The 22447-nt window shown below is 61.8% G+C and carries 21 protein-coding genes and 3 pseudogenes; 9 read left to right on the plus strand and 15 right to left on the minus strand.

The features are described from left to right. Window positions 1-97 precede the first annotated feature (97 nt). Window positions 98-589: an SRPBCC family protein gene (locus C4901_RS07440; RefSeq protein WP_110136783.1), complete on the plus strand. Its 492-nt coding sequence runs from the start codon at window positions 98-100 to the stop codon at window positions 587-589. Window positions 590-838: 249 nt separating this feature from the next. Here C4901_RS07440 and C4901_RS07445 read toward each other — a convergent pair whose 3' ends face one another. From C4901_RS07445 to C4901_RS07465, 5 genes are all read right to left on the minus strand, one after another. After that, window positions 839-1300 carry a glycoside hydrolase family protein gene (locus C4901_RS07445; protein WP_110136784.1) on the minus strand — a complete coding sequence of 154 codons (462 nt, stop codon included), beginning with the start codon at window positions 1298-1300 and terminating at the stop codon, window positions 839-841. A 97-nt stretch (window positions 1301-1397) separates the two neighbouring features. After that, window positions 1398-3134: a potassium-transporting ATPase subunit KdpA gene (gene kdpA / locus C4901_RS07450; protein ID WP_110136785.1), complete on the minus strand. Its 1737-nt coding sequence runs from the start codon at window positions 3132-3134 to the stop codon at window positions 1398-1400. 958 nt (window positions 3135-4092) lie between these two features. After that, window positions 4093-5232: a copper resistance D family protein gene (locus C4901_RS07455; protein WP_110136786.1), complete on the minus strand. Its 1140-nt coding sequence runs from the start codon at window positions 5230-5232 to the stop codon at window positions 4093-4095. Window positions 5233-5237: 5 nt separating this feature from the next. Continuing rightward, a complete protein-coding gene (locus tag C4901_RS07460; RefSeq protein WP_168185620.1) occupies window positions 5238-5597 on the minus strand; it encodes a copper resistance CopC family protein in 360 nt (119 codons plus the stop codon). Window positions 5598-5616: 19 nt separating this feature from the next. Then, complete coding sequence (locus C4901_RS07465) at window positions 5617-6525, minus strand: hypothetical protein (RefSeq protein ID WP_110136788.1); 909 nt, start codon at window positions 6523-6525, stop codon at window positions 5617-5619. A 527-nt stretch (window positions 6526-7052) separates the two neighbouring features. On the opposite strand from C4901_RS07465, the gene C4901_RS07470 reads away from it, so the two are divergent. Further along, window positions 7053-7634, plus strand: a complete 582-nt coding sequence (locus tag C4901_RS07470) for a DUF4337 domain-containing protein (protein WP_110136789.1) — start codon at window positions 7053-7055, stop codon at window positions 7632-7634. A gap of 308 nt (window positions 7635-7942) precedes the next feature. Here the strand turns inward: C4901_RS07470 and C4901_RS07475 are convergent, their stop codons facing one another. The 5 genes from C4901_RS07475 to C4901_RS07495 all read right to left on the minus strand — a co-directional run bounded on the left by C4901_RS07475 (window position 7943) and on the right by C4901_RS07495 (window position 14215). Beyond that, on the minus strand, window positions 7943-9442 hold the full coding sequence (locus C4901_RS07475) for a TolC family protein (RefSeq protein WP_110136790.1): 1500 nt from the start codon (window positions 9440-9442) through the stop codon (window positions 7943-7945). Next, on the minus strand, window positions 9435-11591 hold the full coding sequence (locus C4901_RS07480) for a peptidase domain-containing ABC transporter (protein WP_110136791.1): 2157 nt from the start codon (window positions 11589-11591) through the stop codon (window positions 9435-9437). Before C4901_RS07480 ends, C4901_RS07475 begins: the two co-directional genes overlap by 8 nt. Next, a complete protein-coding gene (locus C4901_RS07485; protein ID WP_110136792.1) occupies window positions 11588-12949 on the minus strand; it encodes an HlyD family secretion protein in 1362 nt (453 codons plus the stop codon). The genes C4901_RS07480 and C4901_RS07485 overlap by 4 nt, the downstream gene beginning before the upstream one ends. Window positions 12950-13236: 287 nt before the next feature. Beyond that, on the minus strand, window positions 13237-13431 hold the full coding sequence (locus C4901_RS07490; protein ID WP_110136793.1) for a Blp family class II bacteriocin: 195 nt from the start codon (window positions 13429-13431) through the stop codon (window positions 13237-13239). Between the two features lie 208 nt (window positions 13432-13639). Beyond that, complete coding sequence (locus C4901_RS07495; RefSeq protein ID WP_240611843.1) at window positions 13640-14215, minus strand: IS66 family transposase; 576 nt, start codon at window positions 14213-14215, stop codon at window positions 13640-13642. Between the two features lie 88 nt (window positions 14216-14303). On the opposite strand from C4901_RS07495, the pseudogene istB reads away from it, so the two are divergent. The 4 genes and pseudogenes from istB to C4901_RS07510 form a co-directional block, all read left to right on the plus strand. Then, window positions 14304-14894 (plus strand): annotated as a pseudogene (istB, locus tag C4901_RS07500) (IS21-like element helper ATPase IstB); the annotation flags it as partial. A gap of 430 nt (window positions 14895-15324) precedes the next feature. Then, a complete protein-coding gene (locus tag C4901_RS17275) occupies window positions 15325-15669 on the plus strand; it encodes an EthD family reductase (protein WP_145960659.1) in 345 nt (114 codons plus the stop codon). A 72-nt stretch (window positions 15670-15741) separates the two neighbouring features. Beyond that, window positions 15742-16074, plus strand: coding sequence for an SMR family transporter (locus C4901_RS07505; RefSeq protein WP_110136796.1), 333 nt, complete (start codon window positions 15742-15744; stop codon window positions 16072-16074). 68 nt (window positions 16075-16142) lie between these two features. After that, the gene (locus C4901_RS07510; RefSeq protein ID WP_145960660.1) at window positions 16143-16514 is read left to right on the plus strand and encodes a hypothetical protein; all 372 of its coding nucleotides are present in this window, start codon (window positions 16143-16145) and stop codon (window positions 16512-16514) included. Window positions 16515-16532: 18 nt separating this feature from the next. On the opposite strand, the gene C4901_RS07515 is transcribed toward C4901_RS07510, so the two are convergent. Both C4901_RS07515 and C4901_RS07520 read right to left on the minus strand, forming a co-directional pair. After that, window positions 16533-16838 (minus strand): HigA family addiction module antitoxin, encoded by a 306-nt coding sequence (locus C4901_RS07515; RefSeq protein ID WP_110136798.1) that lies wholly within the window; start codon window positions 16836-16838, stop codon window positions 16533-16535. Window positions 16839-16846: 8 nt separating this feature from the next. Continuing rightward, window positions 16847-17125 (minus strand): type II toxin-antitoxin system RelE/ParE family toxin, encoded by a 279-nt coding sequence (locus tag C4901_RS07520; protein ID WP_110136799.1) that lies wholly within the window; start codon window positions 17123-17125, stop codon window positions 16847-16849. A 136-nt stretch (window positions 17126-17261) separates the two neighbouring features. Here C4901_RS07520 and C4901_RS07525 point away from each other — a divergent pair, with 136 nt between their 5' ends. Then, window positions 17262-18278, plus strand: coding sequence for a DDE-type integrase/transposase/recombinase (locus C4901_RS07525; RefSeq protein WP_110136800.1), 1017 nt, complete (start codon window positions 17262-17264; stop codon window positions 18276-18278). 41 nt (window positions 18279-18319) lie between these two features. Here C4901_RS07525 and C4901_RS07530 read toward each other — a convergent pair whose 3' ends face one another. The 3 genes from C4901_RS07530 to C4901_RS07535 all read right to left on the minus strand — a co-directional run bounded on the left by C4901_RS07530 (window position 18320) and on the right by C4901_RS07535 (window position 20292). Continuing rightward, window positions 18320-19318, minus strand: a complete 999-nt coding sequence (locus tag C4901_RS07530; RefSeq protein ID WP_370445976.1) for an ISL3 family transposase — start codon at window positions 19316-19318, stop codon at window positions 18320-18322. Then, complete coding sequence (locus tag C4901_RS18525; protein ID WP_240611844.1) at window positions 19213-19593, minus strand: hypothetical protein; 381 nt, start codon at window positions 19591-19593, stop codon at window positions 19213-19215. The genes C4901_RS07530 and C4901_RS18525 overlap by 106 nt, the downstream gene beginning before the upstream one ends. 240 nt (window positions 19594-19833) lie before the next feature. Beyond that, window positions 19834-20292, minus strand: coding sequence for a transposase (locus tag C4901_RS07535; protein WP_110136802.1), 459 nt, complete (start codon window positions 20290-20292; stop codon window positions 19834-19836). On the opposite strand from C4901_RS07535, the pseudogene C4901_RS18870 reads away from it, so the two are divergent. Both C4901_RS18870 and C4901_RS19295 read left to right on the plus strand, forming a co-directional pair. Next, window positions 20291-21197 (plus strand): annotated as a pseudogene (locus tag C4901_RS18870) (ISAzo13 family transposase); the annotation flags it as partial. The gene C4901_RS07535 and the pseudogene C4901_RS18870 overlap by 2 nt on opposite strands. Further along, window positions 21163-21609 (plus strand): annotated as a pseudogene (locus C4901_RS19295) (hypothetical protein); the annotation flags it as partial. The pseudogenes C4901_RS18870 and C4901_RS19295, both read left to right, overlap by 35 nt. Window positions 21610-22447: the final 838 nt, after the last annotated feature.

Below are 22447 nucleotides of genomic sequence, written 5' to 3' on the forward strand. Positions count from 1 at the left end.
GTGGGCCACCTTCAAGGGTTGCCCGACGCCGGCCGTAGGGACGCCCTTCGCGTTTACGGAATCCGCTAGATACTGACACTGAAGGAAGCGATCGATCATGGATAACACCGAATACTCCGACCGCATCGAGCGTAGTGTGGTCATTCAGGCCTCGCGCGGGCGGGTATGGCGCGCGCTCACGAGCGCGGAGGAGTTCGGGCGCTGGTTTGGCGTCGACCTGAAGGGCCAGACCTTCGTGGCCGGGCAGCAGACGCGGGGACAGACCATCTACCCCGGATACGAGCATATGAAGTTCGATGTGGTCGTCGAGCGCATCGAGGCGATGGACGTGTTCTCCTTTCGCTGGCATCCCTACGCCGTTGATCCCACCGTGGACTACTCGCAGGAGCCGGCGACGCTCGTGACTTTCACGCTCACAGAGGCCCCGCGTAATGGCACCCTGCTGGCGGTTGTGGAGTCCGGATTTGACCATGTGCCCGCGCATCGCCGTCTGGAGGCATTTGGCATGAATAGTCGTGCGTGGGAGTACCAGATGAATAACATCGGGCAATATATCGCCACCTACCCAGGAGAACAAGGTCGTCGTTGAGGACTGAGGTCTTGCCAGGGATCGCGGGTGCGCATGCCGCGTTTATCATCATGCGGGGGAGCACTTGGCAACCGCGCGCGCTTTCCCCGTCGCCCCGTTGTCCCGGCGGCGTGTTTTCGGTTGCATAACGGCATGCGTGGGCCTGCATCGGCCGTCGAGGCGCGCCTGTCGGTCCCACCAAAGCGCGCCGCAGCGCTCCGCGTGTAACCGCGCAGCGGTTCAGGGGGCGCTGAGGTGGCGCAAGCGCCTTTAGGGCCTGGGCAGCGGATGTGCCAGCACCCATTCATTCGTGCGCATCTGGCGCGCGAGCCGGCGCGCGCGATCCCCGACCTGTTGGGCCCACAGGCTGTCTTGCATATGGCGGGCGCAGGCCTCGTGGTCGCCGCGACGGGCCGCCGCTAGGGCCCGGTGAAAATCGTTAAGCCGCCCTATACCCATGTTGAAGGCCATGTTGACGAATACCGCGTGGCGCACAGTGCCGAGCCTTCTGGCCCATGGTAAGACCCGATCCACGTCGCGCAAGGCGGCCGCGCAATCGGCGCGCAGCATCGCGAGTGCCTGATCTTGCGTCCAGGTCATGCCCGGGCGCGATGGCGTGTGGCCATAGCCGATGGTCCAGTGCCCGAGCGCGTCCTGATAGGCGGCCAGGCGCAGGCCCTCGTCTTGCTGGAGTTGCGCGATCAACTCATCTGGCACATGGCTGTCAGCCATTCACCGTCCTCCAGGTTTATGCCGGTTGCGGGTGTATTCACTCTCGTGATGCCGGCCGGCCCCGGGGCCCTCGAGGTCCCGCCGTGGCCCCCATCGGCTAGGCGGGGGTCAGCTGCTCGACTATGGGGCCAAGGGCCAAGGCCGGGAAGAAGTTAAGTGCCCCCACGAGCAGAATGACACCGATGACAAGGGTCCCAAACAGCGGTCCGTGTGTCGCAAGCGTGCCCGGGCTTCCGGGGATACGCGGCTTGCCGGCCAATGAGGCCGCCATGGCCATGAGCGGCAGATAGCTCCCATAGCGACCGACCAGGATGCATAGGCCGAGCGCCGTATTATAAAAGCCGGTGTCGGCGTTCAATCCGGCGAACGCGCTGCCGTTGTCGCTGGAGGCGCTGGTGAAGGCGTAGAGGATCTCGCTGAAGCCCTGGGGTCCGGGATTGAAGGTGCTGGCGCGGCCGGCTGCGAACGATACCGCGACGGCGGTCCCGATCAGCACCAGGAGCGGCATCACCAGGATCGAGAGCGAGGCCATGGTGATCTCAAAGGACTCGATCTTTTTGCCGAGGTATTCGGGTGTGCGTCCGATCATGAGGCCGCCTAGAAAGACCGCGAATATCAGGAATGCGAGGATCGTGGCAAGCCCCGTGCCCACGCCGCCGAATACGATCTCGCCCAGCTGCATGAAGAAGAGGTTGACGAGGCCCGAGACCGGCATGAACGAGTCAAAGGCGCTGTTGCCGGTACCTGTCGAGGTGGCTGTGGCGAGACTGCCAAAGAGCGCGGAATTGGCGACCCCGAACCGATCCTCGACGCCCACCATATTGCCGCCACCGGCGTCCACGGCATGGTTGGCGGCGGTTATCGGGAGGCGATGAAGGGTGGGATTGCCCAAAAGTTCGAAATGTTGGCTTACGAGTGCAAGCGGCAGAAACAATGCCAGCATCACGCCCATGACGAGCGCGCCTTGCCGTCGATCGCGAACCATATGGCCAAACATGATGACCACGGCCGCGGGGATCAGGATCATGGCCACCATCTGCAGAAAGTTTGTAAACGCGGTCGGATTCTCGAAGGGGTGCGCCGAACTCACGTTGAAAAAGCCGCCACCGTTGTTGCCAAGCATCTTGATCGCTTCCTGTGATGCCACCGGCCCGAGCGCGATGGTCTGATGCATGACCTCCCTATGGTCGTGCCGGAAGGCGGCGATGAGATGGGCGTGCACGTAGGAGTTTAGGGTCTGGGGCGCCCCTTGCGCGATCAGGACCAGCGCAAAGAGGATAGATAGCGGCAAAAGAATGTAAAGTATGCTACGGGTCATATCGACCCAGAAATTCCCCAGGGTCCCGGTGCGAACCCCGACGAGGCCGCGGATGATCACCAGCGCGATCGCAAGACCCTCGGCCGGGGCCAGGAACATCTGCGCCCCGAGCCCCAGCATCTGCGAGAGATAGCTCATGGTCGATTCCCCGGCGTAGGCCTGCCAGTCCGTGGCCGTAAGGAAACTTGCGGCGGTATTGAAGGACAACGCCGCCGAAAGGTCGGGGAGGTGTTCCGGGTTCAAGGGCAGGCCCTGCTGCACGAGCAGGAGGGCATAGAGAAATACGGTGCTAAGAAGACTGAAGACAATGAGTGCAAAGGCGTAGCGTTTCCAATCCATCTCATCGTCGGGGGGTATGCCGCAGAGGCGGTAGAAACCGCGTTCGACCGGACCGAGCCATCGGGTGGCAAAAAACGACTCGCCGGCATAGACGCGCGCCATGTAGCGCCCGAGCGGAATGGCCAGGATGAGGGTGACGAGTACGACGGCTATGGTGCTTTCAAGGGCGGAAATCATGCAAGAGGCTCCGAGGTCGGGACAACGATGGGCGGGTGTGGTCGACGGGCCCATGGACCGCAAGACGCGTACGGACGGACCCCTGGGGGATCGCACGCCGTGATCGAATTCCGCGATGGCCAGGCGAAATCTTCGCCGCGTTCATGACCCGGCATGCGTCGCGGGCGCATCTTCGTGGGCCGCCCGCAGGGTGCGTTCCTAACCGGGCGCGGTGAACCGGGCTCGGGCCTCGCGGGTCGCGGTAAGGGTGCGTAGCACTATGAGGAAGGGGCATGCGTATATTCAGAAGGTCCTCCTGTGCTGGATCGCATCCGGCCTCGTGGTGGTTTCGGCTTCCGGCCTTAGGCGCCCCATCTGCGACCCATGAGCCCGCATGAAAGGGCGCAAGCCGGTGGGGCGGCGCCGGCCATCAAGACCCGATGGGCGTTATGATGGCATCGCGGGGATTACCCAGGGCCCGGCCCGGTACCCGCCGTCGTTTTTCCAAGGCAATAACCGTGCCGAGTAGGAAAGCGCAATAGTGACAATACGTTGGCGCATATTCAGGCCGGCGTCGGGATCATAGGCGAATGGTGCCGCGGTCTTTCGGGGGGCTGTTCGTGGGCGGACCGCGGGCGCGGACTACCGGAGATCTTGGTTTTTGCGGATACGAGGACCGCTATGGCTGCGGGACGCGCACCGTCGGACATTGTCGGAGGTGGCGCGTCGCTTTACGGTACCGGATCCGGGCGAGCCGCACCCCTGGCACCGAGGGCGGTCCCGCAGGCGCTACGGGAGGCCGTCGATGGCTGCGATGGCGACAAACAGGGTCGTGTGGTGGGCCGTGGAGCGGTGAGCTCATGGGGCGGCCTTTGCGACCGGTCGTCGGCCGTCACGCGAAAAGAACCGCGCAACCGCCAGGGCCGCCGGCGAGCTCACCCGCGCCGGCGGCGATCCCCTGCGGTTTGGCGAGACGACATTACAGGGACATTTGATCGAAGTGTGACCGGGGCCTGCCGCTATCATCCATGTCCGCGGCGTTGCGGCGCAAAACGCCATAACGGATGGTGGAAATGGCCGGGGCCATGGGCGTGCCGCGTGAGTCCTCGAAGCGCGTGAACTCGAAACGCCCCGCCGGCTGACTGGCCTGCGCCATGCTGCCGCCGATCGTGTGCGCCATCTCGCTAGGCGGCATGCCATGCAAGAGCACTGCGGCGGCCACCAGCGCCGCCCCCAGGAAGCCGGTCTCAATCGCCACCGAGCGCGCGAGGTGCGAAAACGCGCGCTCGTCGGCCTCGCGCGTGGGCGCGGCAAGGGTTGGCGACGCCGGCTGGGCGGCGCGGATCCTCGGTACGAACACAAAGCGGTTGGCGGCGCCGAGCGCTATGGCGACCGCGACCAGCGCGAGCTTGACCAGCAGTATGTGCCCGTAGGGGGAATGAAAGAGCGGCCGGAATCCGCCGAGGTAGTGATAGGCGGACAGGACGCCCGTTACGAGGATGCCGGCCAGCGCGAGCGCGGCTAGTGACGAAAGTCTTTCCACCAAGGCGAGGCGCACGGGTGTCGACAGCCGTGCCTTGGGCAGAAACGGGAATATGGCAACGGTCATGGCAAATAGCCCCCCGGCCCAGACCGAGGCCGCCATGAGGTGCACGAAATCCACCCATTCGGGCGCCGTCCATTGCCCCTGATCCGCGGGATGGCCGGTCGCGCTGCGTGTAAAGGCGATGATGGCGGTGGCCAGCAGGATGCCATAAGCGGCGCGGTGGCGGGCGGGCCTGCGCCCAATGAACCACGCCGCCCAAGCCACAAGCAGCATGATGGGCCGCACCATCCAGATGTGACCAAAAGAGGTCTCGCGCATGACCAGCGGCAGCCAGTGGCCGACATGGCGCATGGATTGGCGGCTCATCTCGAGGGTGCGCCCGACGAGCAGCACGACACTGCTCACCGTAAGCGCCCCCAGGCTCAACCCGGTCAGGCGCCACAGACGGCGATGGAAGGACTCACGGGCCCCCTCGGGGATGATCCACAGACCGGTGGCAAGCGCGCCGATGACAGCCGCGAGCGCCATGATGTCAAAGGCGCTGATGGCGATATAGGGCAGATGGGACGGCATTGGTATTAACCCCCGACACGGAACATGTAATGACCCTCGGTGTGATGGCCGTCGACCGCCACGACGCTCCAGTAGACCCGGTATTTGCCAGGCGCCAGGGGCTTGACGGTCGTTTCCAGCAGCCGGTCGTGGCTCCCCGAGACGACGTGGCCACGTCCTTCACTGACCACCTGGCCGGCTGCGTTTTTCACGGTGAGCGAACAAAAGAGCGCCTCGAGCCCGGCGTCGAACCAGATGCGCACATGGTGGGGCGCGGTCTTCACGGTGGCCCCTACGCGTGGTCGGGATCGATCCGGAAAGGCATGCGCGTAGGCGGCGATGGGGAGCAGCAGGGCGAGGAGCGTGGTCAGGGCGGCGCGTCTCATGGGCGGTCTCATGGTCATTTTAGGCAATCCTCGGGGTTGCGGGGAAGAGCGGTGCGCCCAGGCTATGGGGGAAGAGGTCGTCGAGATAGAAGCCGACGCCCAGTATCACGCCAAGGCCTCGACCGCTCGCCCGGTTGACCGGGATCGTCGCCTCCACGCCGACCTGTCCGTAGTGTCCGATCCAGACAAAGCCCGGGTCGATGGTGCCGAGTGTCTGCCCGGCATACGGCCCGCTCGTATAGGTCTGCATCGGGAATTCCACGAGCGGCACGAGGTTGTTGAAAGGAGCATGCAGCCCGATATCGCGGACGTAGGACTGAAGATAGGGGAGGCTGTACTGGACCGACAAGCCCCAACTGACGGACCTCGGGACATTCGCCGCCGACGGGATATTGGCGGCCACCATGCCAGTCAGTGCCAGCGGCCGCAGCAGACGGATGCGGCTCGGTAGATCCCCCAGGCCGCGCCCAAAGAGCAGCGTCGGGGAAAACACCGAATAGGGCTCACCGACCTTGTGGCTACCGGTGTCGTTGAGGGATTCGTTCAGCGCGCCTGTGATCAGCGTCTCTTGGCTATCGCTCTTCCAGAGCAGATAGCTAAGGCCCACCACCGCGTTTCCGAAACCGCTCGGTGTGGTGTTACCACCGGCACCCTGGTAGCTGCCGCCGATACTGAACGCCAGGTCTTTTGTGATGGTCTTCGATTCGGTTGCGGAGGCCGTCGAGACGTACGGAGAGGGGCTACCGGGTGTGCTGCTCAGGGAGGCGCGGCCGAACCCCAGGTCGAACTCGTCGGTGACCCCGGGATCGGAGAAGGTGAGAGTGCCGGGGAAGACGCGCATGCCGGCGATGGCGTGCGCGTGCGCGCTTGTTGTGAGCGCGCGCAAAACGATTCCCGCGGCGACCGCGGTGTACCTTCGGACAGGCATGGGATGATTCCTAAGAGATTGTCGGTCAGTTTTTGTGAGCCCCAGGGGACCTTATACTACCATCGGCTGAGACACGGGCTCGGCCATTTTGTTCCATGGCGGATACGAACCGCAAGCTGCTGCGATGGGGCGGACGGGGAACACGCGGCATTCCCATGTGCCATGCCGTGCGCGAACGGGCCGGGCGCGGAACCTGGGCGGCATAGAGGCCGACTCCGATCGGACAGCAGGCGGCCAGGGGTGGATCTGTACGGATCTCAACGCCCCGGCGATTGGGGGCGCGGGTCAGGTCCAAGGAGTGACATGGGGTGGACCATACCGGTCGATGCCTTGCCGGGTGCGGCCTGTATACTAGGCCGCGTACCTGAGCCCGTGAAGAGATCCGAGCGCGGCCCAATCCGCCGGGGTCGGCGCGATGGCGCGGGGGCATAACACCCCATTATTTGAAGGCTGCTCACCCCATGGACCGGTGTTCCGGGACGCGGGCTGTCGGTAGGCGTGTGTTTTATCAACGGATGGGAGATCGTATGACCGAGCACGGAGTCCATACCCATGCGCCGCATGAGGAGTTCGTCCAAGAGGCCGCGCACGGCCCTCACAAGCCCCATAGCCTGAATCAGTGGGTGGCGATCTTTACCGCCATCCTCGCCTCCCTGGGTGCGATCGTGAGTTACCAGGGCACGCGCACCATGAACGAGGTGCTCCTCTATAAAAACGAGGCCATCTTGCAAAAGACCCATGCGACCGATCAGTGGAGCTATTACCAGGCGGTCAGCACCAAGGCGCATATCATGCAGCTGGCCCTGGCCCTCTTGCCGTCTTCGAAGGCAAACCTGTTTCGCGAGAAGATCGCCAAGTACGCGGCGCAAAAGGTGACCATTAAGGCCCGCGCCGACGCCCTGGAAGCGCGCTCACGACATGCGGACCGGGAATCCGCGCGGCTTGATCGGCCTCACAACGGCATGGCCTTGAGCCTTATCTTCATCCAGATCGCCATTTCGCTCGCCTCGATCACGGCGCTGACCGGCCGTAGGTGGCTCTTTGTCGCTGCCGGTGTCGCGGCGGCCCTGGGCGCGGGGCTATGGGGTTACGCCCTGTGGCTGGTGTGAATGCGGCCGTTGGCGGGCGACGCGCCCACGAGGACTGAGCGATACCCATGTAAGGGTACGCGCGGATTCGACAAACTCCGGTGCGAGTCCATCCCCATGCACCGGTGCTGGCGATGTCCCGCCTCCGCCGCCGCCCGCGCCGGCCTATCCAAGGTGCGGGCGCCATTGACGGCCGGGGGGTGGCTGGCAGGCCGTCGGAGCTTGACCCGGATATTCGAAGAATATCCCGATAGGCCCCCCGGACGGCGTGATGGCCGCTATTGCCGTGGCGTCGTGTCGATCCGGGGTTGCGGGGAATGAGGGTGCTTCTATCGAGGCCTGTGTAATCTCGGTGCTGCGCGAGGGATCATGGCGGAATCGCGAAACAGTGCGGCCCGATATCGATAATAATCGGTGAGGGCGCGCAGCTGTGTTATGCGGGAGGCGACCAAATCGGACTCCGCGGAGGTTAGGTCGAGCATATTGGCAAGGCCAATACGATACTGCGTACCTATGCCCGAGAGCGCGCGTCGCGCGCTGATCGTGGCAATCGTCGCCCTCCGATAGGCACGCATGCTGCTTTGCAGCCCATAGTAGGCCTGCCATACCGCCAGCAATACCCGATGCGTCTGGTCGCGTGTCTGCGCGCGTGCGACACGGTACGTGGCCCGCTGCTGTTCGATACGATAAGTGTTCGCAAAGTTGATATTGAAAGGCACGTTGACCTGAAGTCCGACAGAAAAGTTGTTCTCATCGGGGCCATGGGGAAACTCGTCGTTGCCCGCGCTCCCAAGAAGGGAGACCGACGGAAGCGCCTGGGCGGCGGCCTGACGGATCGCTTGGTGCGCCTCTTGCGCAAGGGCGAGGTCGGCGAGCAGTGACGGGTTGTGGGCGAGCGCCGCCTGAAGCCAGTGTCGTATGGTGTCAGGAATCGGGCCTGTGGGGGCCGGCAGGGAAACGACGCTCAGCGGGGTGCCCACGGGCAGCCCGGCGGCCTGCGCGAGTTCACCGCGGCGCACGCGTTCGAGCCCCCTGGCCTCGGACAGGCTGGCGCGTGCCTGCGCCCATAGGGTTTTGGCGAGATCGAGATCGGTTATGGGCTTTAGGTGGGCCTGATACAGGCGGCGGGCGGCGATATAGACGCGCCGGGCCTCTCGGACATCGTAACGGTAAATCGCAACGTCCTGGTGGGCTTCGGCTAGGTCATAGTAGCGATCGGCCACCGCCAGGGCAATTTGCTGAATGGTATCGTCGACGTTATAGCGTGCCGCGAGGAAGGCGGCCCGCGCCTTCGCCACATAGGCACGGCGGTATCCGAAATGAAACAGCACCTCGTCGAGAGACAAGGTGCTGTATAGCCCGTTTGCCGGGCCCACGGAGGCCGCGGTTCCACGTACGATGGTGGCGCTGCGTTGCGCCGCGAAGACGCCATTTACGGACGGGAGCCAGACACTCTTGGCCACGCCGAGCGCCGCGGCCTCGGCGCGCCATTCTTGCCAGGCGATGGCTGTGCGCGGATTGTGGCGCAGGGCCCAGGCGGTGAGGGCGGGCAGGGAGCGCAAATCGGCCAACAGGGCGCGCGGGGGTCGCTTGGGTATGCGCATCCGCGGCAGGTGATGGCGCCCCGGGCTGTAGGTCCCGGGCGGCGCTATGCGGGTCATGAGCCCCCACGGGTCATCGAGGATACCGGGGGTGACGGATCGCCCGTGGGCGGCGGCCGAGCCGGCACCGGTCATGACCAGCGAGGCGAGTACGAGCGCGTATCCCACGCGGCGCGGCCCTTGGGGCCTTTGAGCCCGATCCCCCGGGATGCGCATGCGCTCAGGCATCGGTGGCAAGCTGTACCTCGTCCTGCCGATAGCTGTCCCGGGAGACGGCCGTGAGAACGCCCTGATCGAGGCGATAGATATGATCGCACTGGGCGATCGTTTCCCGCCTGTGGGCGATATGGATACGCGTCACTCCAAGGGCGCGCAGGTGGTCGTTGACCGTCTGCTCGCGAAGGGTATCGAGATGGCTCGTGGCCTCATCCAGGATCAAGAGCCGCGGACACCGCAAGAGGGTGCGCGCGAGTAATATGCGTTGTTTTTGCCCGTCGGACAGCACCGATCCCATGTCGCCGACGAGGGTCTCATAGCCCATGGGCATGGCGATGACATCGTCGTGGATGGCGGCCTGCTGGCAGGCCGTGACAATATCGTCGAGAGACGCGTCGGGGTATCCAAAGGCGATGTTGTCGGCGATGGTGCCGGCAAACAGGGGATCGGACTGCAATACGCAGCCGACCATGCGGCGGTAGCGGGCGAGACCCAATTGGCGAATGTCGATGCCACCGAGCAAGATCTCGCCGGCGGTGGGTGTCATCAAGCCGAGCAGCAGCTTGGCCAGGGTGGACTTGCCGCTGCCCGAGAGGCCTACGATCGCCACCGCGCTTCCGGGCTCGACGGTGAGGTCGATGTGACGCAGGATCCAGGGGTCGGACTGCGCGTAGCGAAACGCAAGCCCGCTGACTGTGAGCCGCGGGCCCGGATCGGGTCCGGCATAGGCGCCCTCGATGGCCTCTTCGGGCGGTGTCAAGGCAAGGTCGGCCAAGCGTTCGCCGTAGAGACGCAGCATCCGGAACTCCATGACGATGTTCACGAGTGTGTCGCCGCGGGTGAGGAATTGGCTCGCGAAAAGCGAGTAGGTCACGAGCATGCCCACCGTGAACGCCCCGCGCATGACCATGAGCGCCGCGATCCAGATGACCACCACGTGCCCCACGCCCATCAGAAACTGCTGGCTGGCGTGGGACAGCGCGCTCAATTGCTGGACGCGGACATCCTCGTTCGTGGAGTCGACGACGAGGTGGGCAAATTGCGCGGCTCGCCGGCCCTCGCCGTTGAAGAGCTTTATGGATCGAGTGCCGCGCAGGGATTCCAGTAGATAGGTCTGTTGTCTTGCGAGGGCGTGGATATGGCGCTCGGTGGCGTCCCGTAGCGGCTGATACATCACCCAGCGCGCGGTGAGATAGAGCAGGAATACGGTCAACACGAGAATCGTAAGATTCACGCTATAGACGGCGAGGACGACGACGATGGCCACGGCCATGACACCGTCGAGAAGCGCCGACACCGAATGGGTCGTGATCGTTTTCTGGATATTACGGATGGCGTCATAGCGCGATACGATGTCGCCGATGTGGCGTTTCTCGTAGAACGTCTGCGGCAACCGCATCATATGGGAAAACAGGTTGGTGGCCCATTGCGACCCGACGATGGCATTGACGTGAATGACGACCCACGAGCGCGCCATGGAAAAGAGCGCGGAAAAGATCGTGACGGCGATATAGGCAACGCCCAGCAACGTGAGTAGGTGGTGGTCATTGATGACCAGGACACGGTCAATGAGCCACTGCATGAAAAACGGCCCCAGGAGGCCCAGGATCTCCAAGGTCGAGGACAGCGCCAGGACGCGTGCGATAGCGCCTCCAAGCCCGCGGGTCGGCCCGATCAGGGTGCGCCAGGAGACCGGGGTCTTGTGTGTCGCCGGACGGAAGTCTGGGGCGGGAACGAGTTCCAGGGCGATTCCGGTGAAGGCGTTCGAGATCTCCGATTGCGATACGAAGCGGGCCCCGCGCGCGGGGTCACGGATGACGGCGCCCCGCTTGGTGAGTCGTTCGAGCACCACGTAGTGATTCATCTCCCAATGAAGGATGCAGGGCAACCGCAGGTGATGGAAATCCGAAGGCTCGATGCGTAGGGCGCGGGCATCGAGATGGCAGTCCCTCGCCATCTGCATCAGGCGCCCAAGACCCGTGCCCTTCAGAGAGACCCCAAAGCGCCGGCGCATGGTGGCGATATCACTCTGATAACCGTGGAAGGCCGCGACCATGACCAGACACGCCAGGCCGCATTCCGAGATCTCGGACTGAAGGATGGTCGGCATCGGTCGCCGGAACCCAAGGCGCAGATGACCGGCAAGCTCGGCGGGTCTCATGACCGCGGCCCTGGTGGCGGGGGTATGACTTTAGCCGGTGCCGCGATCGCGACGGTGCGGGTGGCGGGGGGCGGACGATGCGCCGCTTTGTGATCGGTCTGGAGAGGGCCATAGATGGGGTCGATGGCCCACTGGAAGAGGCGTTGGCGGCTTAGGGGGATTTCGGCCGTGACCGGCATCCCCGGGCGTAGAGGGCGCCGCTGTCCGTTGACCGTGATGACGGTGCGCCGCAACGCCACTTGCACGGGATAAAGGGGGCTGGCATTCGGGTGCCAGGCGATGCGCCGTGATTCGCTGCGTGTGAGCGCGCTATAGGACACACTCCTTACGGTACCGTGAAAGGCGCCAAACTCCTGGTATGGAAATGCCGCATAGTGCAGGAGAACTGGTGATCCGGGATGCAGGAAAGAGACCGCCGTGGCGGGCACCAGGAGCCGGGCCATGAGTGCGTCATGGCGGCCGACGATGGTCAGCAGCGTACGGCCTTTGGTCACCGCCTGTCCGACATGGACGGCGAGGTTGGCGATCACACCGCTACGGGGCGCGAGCACCGTGAGAGTATGGTTGGCGAAAGCCTGTGCCATGGCGCGACGGATCGCCTGGAGGTGCGCTTCGGTGCGCGACTCATGGCGTGCGCGGGTAAGCGGCAAGGCCATGAGCTCATGGCGTGTCGCACGCAGTTTGTCGGCGAGCGCCTGGCGCTCACGTGCCACGTGCGCCCATTGGGCGTGGGCATTCAACACCGCGAGGCGCTGTTGCTCGAGGATAGGGTCAGACACCAGGCCGCGGGCCTGGACGCTCAGGAAATCCTTCAGGACGCGCCTGGTATCGACGATGTCCTGGGCGCGGATACGCAGCTCGCGGCTGGTTTGCGCGTACTGCGCGCGCAGGTCCTGAAGGCGGTCCTGCAGGGTCTTGCGCTGTATGATTGCAAGCGACGCGTCGCGCTGAATATCGCGGGTCAGTAGGCGGCGTTCGTCGACCAGTGAATCCCGGATGATCCGGTCGACGGGGCCGAGCGCTGGGCTGAACGGTCTTTGCGAGACGGTCAATAGCGGCCGCCCAGCGGTGACGTCCTGACCCAGGTGGACCATGAGATGCGTGGCGGTCCCGGTGAGCGGTGCGCGAATAGACAACACTCCACCACGAGGCACCAAGGTACCGCGCGCCTTCAAGTGGCTGGTATAGCGCCCGAAAACGAGGAACGCCACAAGGGTCAGGGCAAAAAGGGCCGCCGACCAAGCCAATAGGCGATGACTTGCCGGAGCACGCACCGTGATCGTGCCGATCCAGGACGATTCGACGCGGGTTCGCGCCTGCCGACGATAAAGGGGAGGAGGGGCATTTGCGGGAGTCATGCGTTATGTGCGCACCGACGGCTCCGGGGGTGAGATTGAACCGGCCCGCCATGGGCGCATTTCGAGTCGTGCATTCGTCTATGACGGGTTGCTAAGGATCGCGCGACGCTTGGCCTCGCGTCCGAAGCTCAGGTATCGGCGGTGGATGTGCGGCGCGCGCCGCGTGGCGACGGCCTGTGATCCTCCGCCGAGCCAAGAGTGGAGACGCAAGCCGCCCTCCGCTGGCAGCTTGCGTTGCCGGCCGCACCCTCGCTGGCGTGCGGCCGGCCAGTGCTACACGTCCCTGTTCAGAGTTTTCCGAGCACGCCGCCGACGGCAGTACCGACCAGCGAGAGCGTGGGAGTGACGATACCCGTGGTGCTGACGCCCACGCCTACGATCGGCATGCCGACCGCATCAACGCTGACGCCAACACTCGCGCCCCCCGATACCTGGGCGATCTCTTCCTGGCTGAGTTCTCTGATGGAATGCGTGTTGTCCATGAATAGCTCCTTGCATTGATTGCTGACATTGTCCGTGTCTATATGGATGGATCGATTACTACGCAGACGATGGAATAATCGCCTGTGGTTTTTTTAACACCGCATCAAAGGGGCTGTCAATGCCGGGCGAGCGTCTAATGGGATGGGTGGCCCGTTGCGCCGGACATGCGGTCTTGGGCATGGTGCGACCGGTGGCCGTTGCGGATGTTCAAGACATTGCGCAGACCGCGCGCGATGCGCGATATGCCGATCGTTTTGAGCGGCATGTTGTCGAATGGCCGCCCCTCCCGGTTGGTGTGCGAAGGAGAAACTCCGGATGTGGCCGAGCACCTGATGTGATGATGTGGATGACGTCGCGATGCATGGTGACAGCGGTGGCGCATCGGGGCGCAAGGGGTTCGGCATACGGAGAAGGGGCGATTTCGCCAAAGGCATGGCAAACGGCAGGCCAAAGGTTTGGCGAGAGCCGCGCGGCGCCGGTTGCGGCTTTGCGGCCGAGGGTTTTTGCGATCCGATCGCTCTCGGCCTGGTGGCGCGCCAGCCGCTCTTCGGGGGTGAGACCCTCGGCTTTGATGTGCGCCTCGGTACTATAGACCTCGCGTAAAGTCTCGAGCACGAAGCGCGCCTGGTCCGGGAAGGCCTCGATCAGTTCGACCGACTTACGCCGGGCGTGCGCGAGACACGAGGACATCACCGTATCGAAGCCCTCGGGGGCGTTGCGCGACAGGCCATCGCACATCTGGATCGGGGCCGGCAGGTCGGCCGCGCGGTGGCGTAACACCACCGCCAGATTCTCGCCGGCGTGGCGGACGCCGGTGAAGAAGAGCGCGATCTGGCCTCCCTCCCCAGTGGCGACTAAGCCGCCAAGGTGGCTTACGCGCCTTTTACAGCTCGCCCGCCTGAAACACAACGCCACGCTCGAGGATCTTGCCACGGGCGCTGCCCGCGGTCTCGAGCGGGTGCTCGTGGGGCGTCTGGCGTCCTGCGACTGGATTCGTCACGGCCAGGCGGTGATCGTGACCGGGGCGACCGGCACCGGCAAGACGTGGTTTGCCTGCGCGCTCGGGCATCAGGCCTGCCGATCGGGGCTCACCGTGCGCTATCTGCGTGTGCCCCGGCTCTTCGACGAATTGCGCATCAGCCACGGGGACGGGAGCTTCCCGCGGCGCCTCGCGCAGCTTGCCAAGACCGATCTGCTCATCTTGGACGATTGGGGTCTGAAACCGCTGACCGCCCCTGATCGCAACGATCTCCTGGAGATCCTGGACGACCGGGCCGGGGTGCGCGCCACGCTCCTCACAAGCCAGATGCCGGTCACCCATTGGCATGAGTATCTGGGCGATCCGCAGCTGGCCGACGCCATCCTCGATCGCATCGTCCACAGCGCCCACAAGGTCGAGTTGAAGGGCGAATCGATGCGCAAGGTCCGCGCCCCATTGACGGCTCGTGATCAGATCGCTTAAAACATCACCCACCAGCGCATCACGTCAAAACCAGGTGACCACAATCGCCAGAATACGCGCGCTCTTCCGAGGGATATTTACAGGATTGGCCCGTAGGGCTTTCGCATACCCAGTGCGAATGTGGTCGGGAGCGTGGTGCTGGCTATTGGTTGTACGTCGTCGAACAGGCGATTGATTCCGCGAACGCTCGAATACTCAAGATACAGGATCTCGTTGGCCGTGCGCGGACGTTCACCTTCGACCGGGGCTGGTGCGAGATTGCCCGAACTGACTCATCTCGCTAATATCGGCCTTGTGACCAGATCATAGAAGACGCGCGGCCAAGGCCGAAATGTATGGTCGATTCAGGGGGGAATGTCGCGACGCGCCTGGAGACATTGACTCCGGCCGAATCCACATTAGCCGCATGCAGAACAAAGGAAATGAATTCATGGTTAAAATTAGCATATCCCGCCCCAATATTGCCCATTGTTGCTTCGATTTTGAGTGTGACCTATCGAAATATGTGTCGCCCTCCATTGAGATCCTCGGTGCGCGTTCCGGCTTCCGGAGCGTCACGGTAGGGCGCGGCGGGACAGAACAGAACTCACATCCACAACACGTAGCTGCGCGCTTCTACACATTCGACGCCGGGGAGTCTTTTATTCCCGCAATCGTACCTCATGCGGATGAACTCCTGAGCAATATGCAGCATTACACGAATACCAAGCAGAAATTCCATTTAATGAAGCTTTCATCAACAACTCAGTGGCGTCCTAACACAGCGGCAACCTGACTCGCTACGTCGGCGCTTCGCATCTCGCAGGTTAGGTCGGCGTTGGGTGTCTCCATACTGAGGAGCACGCAAATGCAGTGGATATTTCTCACCGTGGCGATTGTTAGCGAAGTCATCGGAACGTCCGCCTTGAAAGCATCAGAGGGATTTTTGCACTTATGGCCATCGGCAATCGTTGTCATTGGCTATGCGTCCGCCTTCTACTTTCTGTCGCTCACACTCAAGACAATTCCGATTGGGGTGGCCTACGCAATCTGGTCGGGCGCTGGAGTTACCCTAATTGCGTTAATCGCGTGGGTTTTCTATGGGCAAGCTCTCGATCTCCCGGCAATCATAGGCATGCTACTCATCGTGGTAGGCGTCGTTGTTCTCTATCTGTTTTCCAACACTGTGTCTCACTCATGAGTCGCTCAATCGATCATTCCACGGGATCTACGCGAACAGCAGCGCAGGCCCGTGGGGTGTGCTTCCAGGTGGCGCACCCAGACCCGCAAGCGCTGATTCGCCATTGGGAGCGGGACCCGGCATTTCAGGTCATCCAGGATACGGCGCGTGCCGCCCAGCTGGCATTGATTCCTGTCGTTGACACCGATCGGGATAGGCTGATCATAACGATCGGCCGTGCGCGGATCTGCCTTACGGAGCGAGAGCGAGTCCATATCGCCCGCGACCCCTGTGATGATCCGAGTCCCGCCACGGATGCCCTGCGGATTGGCCTTCGCGTCGTTATCGTGGCAAGCGGGTACGTGACGGACGAAGCCGCGGGTCTCGTGCTGCTGGCAGCGTGTTCGTTGCGAGAGCAGGAGGATATTGGCTACCGGGACGTGGCGGCGTGCGTGGGCTAGTCGTGGGTCGCGCCCTCCTTACGCCGCGTGTTCCTGCACGCGCTTTGCGATCTCATCGCCAATCGTACGCTCGGCGACCCGCAGGTCGTACTCCACCTGCAAACCCATCCAGATTTGTGGCGAGACACCAAAATACTTGCCGAGGCGTAGGGCCGTATCGGCTGTGATCGCGCGTTTGCCGTTGACGATGGCGCTGATGCGGCCCGGTGGAACGATAATGTCACGGGCCAGCCGATTGATGCTGATGTCCTGAGGCTTCATAAAGTCTTCGAGCAGGATTTCGCCCGGGTGAATCGGCTCAAGTCGCTTGCGTTTGGCGGTCATGCATCACCTCAATGATAATCCACGATTTCCACATCCCAGGCATCTCCGTCCTGCCAGCGAAAGCATATCCGCCACTGATCGTTGACGCGAATGCTGTGCTGCCCCTTACGGTCACCTTTCAAGGCCTCCAGCCGATTGCCCGGCGGGGCCTTCAGATCCTCAAGGCGCTGCGCCTGATGCAGGTACAGGAGCTTTCGCCGAGCCACCCGTTCGATGGCTCGGAATCGCGGGACGTCCTCGTCATTGAAGAGGGCCTCGGTCCAGGCATCGCGGAAGGAGCGGATCATCGTTCGCCAAGCATATTACGCACCGCGTCATAGGTCAACTCTCAGCCTTGTCCAATATGAGGTGATACTGAAGGGAGGGCCTGTTTCTAACATGAAATGATACTGAACCCGACCTGGTTCCTGTTCATGATGAGGGATGAAAACCATCATGAATGACGCGCATATCAAGACCTTAGACGAGGTACGGCTATTCCTTGCCGGGATCGGGGCTGTGGATCTGGTTATCGACACCCAGGAAGACCGCTATGTCTGGATACAGAAGACGCTGATCCGCTTCCGTTACCGGCAACTCAGCAAGGTCCACAAGGGGCTATTGCTCAGCTTCTTGCAGAAGATCAGCGGCTATTCCCGTATCCAGATCAAGCGGCTCGTCAGGCGCTCCCTAAAGACCGGCAAACTGCAGCGATGCCCACGTACCGTGAACGGGTTTGCCTGCCGATACACCCGCGAGGACATCCGGCTGCTGGCGTATACCGATGAGTTACATGCCACCCTCTCAGGGCCGGCCACCAAGAAGCTCTGTGAACGGGCCTACATGATCTTTGGGCAAACCGAATACCAGCGCTTGGCCGGTATCTCGGTGGCGCACCTCTACAACTTACGACACGGTGCCTCCTACCGTGCCGTACGCCGTCACTTCGAGAAGACCCACGCCTGTGTCTCTCGCATCGGTGAACGTCGCCCACCGCGGCCCGAGGGTAAGCCAGGTTATCTGCGTGTGGATACGGTGCATCAGGGTGACCTAGACGGTAGAAAAGGGGTTTACCACGTCAATGCCGTCGATGAAGTGACCCAGTTCGAGATCGTCTGTTCCGTGGAGAAAGTTAGCGAGCGTTACCTGATCCCGGTGCTCGAGGCATTGCTGGAACAGTTTCCCTTTATCGTTCTTGGGTTCCATGCTGATAACGGCTCCGAGTACATCAACCAGCACGTCGCCCAATTACTCAATAAGTTGCTGGTCGAGTTGACCAAATCCCGCTCCCGGCACTCCAACGACAATGCCTTGGTGGAAAGCAAGAACGGCGCCATCGTCCGCAAGCACCTGGGCTATAGCCATATCCCGCAGCGGTGGGCGCCCTTGATCAATATCTTTAACCGGGACCACCTCAATCCCTACATTAATTTGGCTATATCCGGATCTCCCCACCAATAAAACCCGCAGATTCCCTAGCCTCATAGTGTTTTCCTCTGCCCTCACAGCGTACGCAAATCGGAAGGAATGTGCGCAGGGATATCGAGGTCTCCGATCGTAAGGAAGATCAGGTCAGCGAAGGGCTCCAAACCGCGGAATCCCGAGGCCCGGTTCTTCACGATCTTGAGTAGACGGTTGATGCCTTCGCCCACGGCATTGGTGAGCGGGCGTTCAATGAAGGAGAGGATATTGTCGAAGTGGTTCCGTACGGTGGTCACAAAGGTCTTGAGCGAGGGCAGCCGGCTTCTCAAGGCCGCGGTCATCCAGCGCTTCAAGAACTGCCTCGCCGCACCGGGATATGTGAAATGCCAGATGCGCCCGAACTCATCCTTCAAGACCCAAGCGCGATGGATGCGCCGGTTGGAGGTGCGTAGCGCGTTTAAGAAGCGCGACTGTTTCTTGGAGCGATTGCGTGCATGCATCCCGAGCATCCACCGCAGCCCCTTGATGGCCTGACGCCCCCGCTTATCCAGTCCCCGCCACTCGTCTTTCCGGACGGCATCAAGCGCCTCGTTCAAGGCCTTCACCACATGAAAGCGATCGATCACGAGGGTGGCGTTCGGGCAGTGGTGTTGAATGGCCCCAGTGTAGGCGCGGCCCCTGTCGCAACTCGCCCAGCGAATGCGCTGCTTCTGGCCATCCGATAACTGTTCGTTGAAGAACCGGTCGATGGTCTCGCGCCCCAAACCCCGCCCCACCCACACGACGTGCGAACGGTCCAAATCATAGATTATCGTGGCATATTTCCGGCCTTTGCAATACGCGATCTCATCGGCTCCGAGGGTCACCAAGCCCCGGATCGTGTGGCCCGTGCGCACCCGGGTGATGACCCGGTGCAGACAGTTAGAGAGCGTCGATGGGGCCATCTTCAGTATGGCGGCCGCTGCCTTTTGCGTCATGATCTGGCAGAGCGCGCAGATCCGAAACTCCAGGCGATAGGTGATGCGGGCATAAGGGCGGCCCAGGGGATTTTCTCCTGCACGAGCCCATGGGTCGGGCAGAGGATCTCCTTGGGGGCATACCAGAACAGGGTCTTGCGGCCCAAGATCGCTACGTCCTCCCAGGATCGGGCCTCCTGGGCCTGGCGCACGATTGGGCAGCGGCGCTCACACACTGGGCAGCGGCAACCGTTTTTGAAGGGCTTGACCCAGAGATGGCGTTCCGTATCGCGTTGTTGGAATGAGAAGGCGGTGATTTTTAGGTCTTTCAGGCGGTGTATTTTCGCCAGCAACGTCAGGCGGCTCTGGGTTTCCTCTCTTTGTCGATGACTGGTCAACAACTGAGAGGAGACCTGTGTTTACCCTCCATTGCAAGCCCTTGTACGCCCCGACAGATATCACCCCACCTAACGCCTATCCCACCCTGGCCCGTTTACGCCGCCACACCCATCAGCCCTGCCTGATTATCAAGTCGATACCGTGGGGAAAGTCGGATAGAGCCTTTTTTTGGCTATATCCGGATCTCCCCACCAATAAAACCCGCAGATTCCCTAGCCTCATAGTGTTTTCCTCTGCCCTCACAGCGTACGCAAATCGGAAGGAATGTGCGCAGGGATATCGAGGTCTCCGATCGTAAGGAAGATCAGGTCAGCGAAGGGCTCCAAACCGCGGAATCCCGAGGCCCGGTTCTTCACGATCTTGAGTAGACGGTTGATGCCTTCGCCCACGGCATTGGTGAGCGGGCGTTCAATGAAGGAGAGGATATTGTCGAAGTGGTTCCGTACGGTGGTCACAAAGGTCTTGAGCGAGGGCAGCCGGCTTCTCAAGGCCGCGGTCATCCAGCGCTTCAAGAACTGCCTCGCCGCACCGGGATATGTGAAATGCCAGATGCGCTCGAACTCATCCTTCAAGACCCAAGCGCGATGGATGCGCCGGTTGGAGGTGCGTAGCGCGTTTAAGAAGCGCGACTGTTTCTTGGAGCGATTGCGTGCATGCATCCCGAGCATCCACCGCAGCCCCTTGATGGCCTGACGCATGCGTCGGCAATGGGCGGCCACGGAAGCGCAGACCTACGGTTGGGGAGGATTGAGTGCCGTCAGTGCCGCCACGGGGCTCTCGCGCAATACCATTCGTAAAGGGTTGGCGGAGATCGCGGCGCGCAAAAAGAACCCTCGAGCCAAAGTGACATCCCGCGTGCGCGCGATCGGCGGCGGGCGCAAACGCTTGACCGAATCCGATCCGGGATTAACGCAAGCACTGGAGCGTCTGGTCGATCCGATGACGCGGGGAGACCCCATGTCGCCCTTGCGTTGGACCTGCAAGAGTACGAGCAGTCTGGCGGAAGCCCTTACTTTACAGAAACACCCGATCAGCGCCTGGTCGGTGGGCACCTTGCTGAAAGCGGCCGGGTATAGCTTACAAAGCAACCGCAAAACGAAAGAAGGCGGTTCCCACCCGGATCGTAATGCCCAATTTGAATATATCAACGCCACTGTGCGGCGCTTTCAGCAAAGCGGTCAGCCGGTGATCTCAGTGGACACCAAGAAAAAGGAGGCCGTCGGTCCCTTCAAAAACGGCGGACGCGAGTGGCAGCCCAAAGGCGAGCCAGAAGAAGTCGATGTGCACGACTTCCCAGACCCGCTGCTGGGTAAGGTCGTTCCATATGGGGTATTCGACCTCAGTCAGAACGAGGGTTGGGTCAGTGTCGGCATCGGTCATGATACGGCGCAATTCGCGGTCCAAGCCATCGGCCGGTGGTGGCAGAAGATGGGTCGTAAGCGTTATCCCCATGCCCAAAAACTCTTGATCACCGCCGATGGGGGCGGTAGCAACGGCAGCCGCTGCCGTTTGTGGAAGGTGGCGTTGCAGCCGGTGGTGGCAGAAGATGGGTCGTAAGCGTTATCCCCATGCCCAAAAACTCTTGATCACCGCCGATGGGGGCGGTAGCAACGGCAGCCGCTGCCGTTTGTGGAAGGTGGCGTTGCAGGAGTTGGCCACGCATTTGGGTATCCCGATCCATGTGTGTCATTTCCCACCGGGCACCAGCAAGTGGAACAAGATCGAGCATCGCATGTTCTGTCATATTACCCAGAACTGGCGGGGCCGCCCCTTGGTGAGATTTGGGTATCCCGATCCATGTGTGTCATTTCCCACCGGGCACCAGCAAGTGGAACAAGATCGAGCATCGCATGTTCTGTCATATTACCCAGAACTGGCGGGGCCGCCCCTTGGTGAGTCACGAAGTCATTATCAACTTGATTGCCAATACGACCACACAAGCTGGCTTGAAAATCCGCGCCGAACTGGATCGTGCCCATTATCCTGTGGGTATCAAGGTTACGGATGCGGAACTCAGTTACGGATGCGGAACTCAGTGCGCTCAATCTCAAGCTGGGCCCCTTTCACGGCGACTGGAACTATGCCCTCTTTCCGGTACTGAAGGGAAAATAATTGATCAACTTATTTTCACGCGGCACCTTAGAACCGCTTGGGGCTGGACGGGCGGGAGGTAGTAGCGCATGAACTGAGGGATCGCGATGGCCGCCACGATACCGACCAGCGCTAGCCCGATAAACGGGGCGAACGCCAACCACACCAGATAGCGGGGTTTCGGGAGACCATAAAAGAGGGCCGTGGCCCCTCCGCCCAACTTCTAAGCACATCGCACCCTTACAGTGCAGGCCTTTTTGCGTCCTAAGGCCTTGCGCAGGGCTCTCCCTTCTGCCTACTTCATTGAAAAATCACGCCTTCGTCACGATATGTACTGTTACCCAATGTCTTATAAAAGCTATGGCACACGTTTTGCTTGGTCATTGCTTATGCTGCCTAGGCATGTATCACATGAATGGGCCTATTGTCGCCATTACCGATCAGCGTGCGTTGCTATTAGTTTAGGTGGGTGCTCACGCAGAATCCCAGACAACGGGCGTAGGAGGTAATTCCGACATAATTCGGCAATACATTCTTAGTAGCATAATACGGAGACCAATGGTGTAATCGCACGTTGTAGATGAGCCAGACCAAACAGTCGGCTTTTTATGGGCTAAAGGAGGTATCAAAAATGGGCACGGAATCCACAGGTGGCGGTGTCATAAAAGGCAAGATTCGCGTATTACTTGATAGCATAGGCGCCGGGACAGGTGATAGGCGGGACCCAAATGAACCGATCTCTATAACTTTTGAAAGTCGGAG

Origin of the sequence: Acidiferrobacter sp. SPIII_3 (genome assembly GCF_003184265.1) — a bacterium.
GTDB lineage: Bacteria > Pseudomonadota > Gammaproteobacteria > Acidiferrobacterales > Acidiferrobacteraceae > Acidiferrobacter.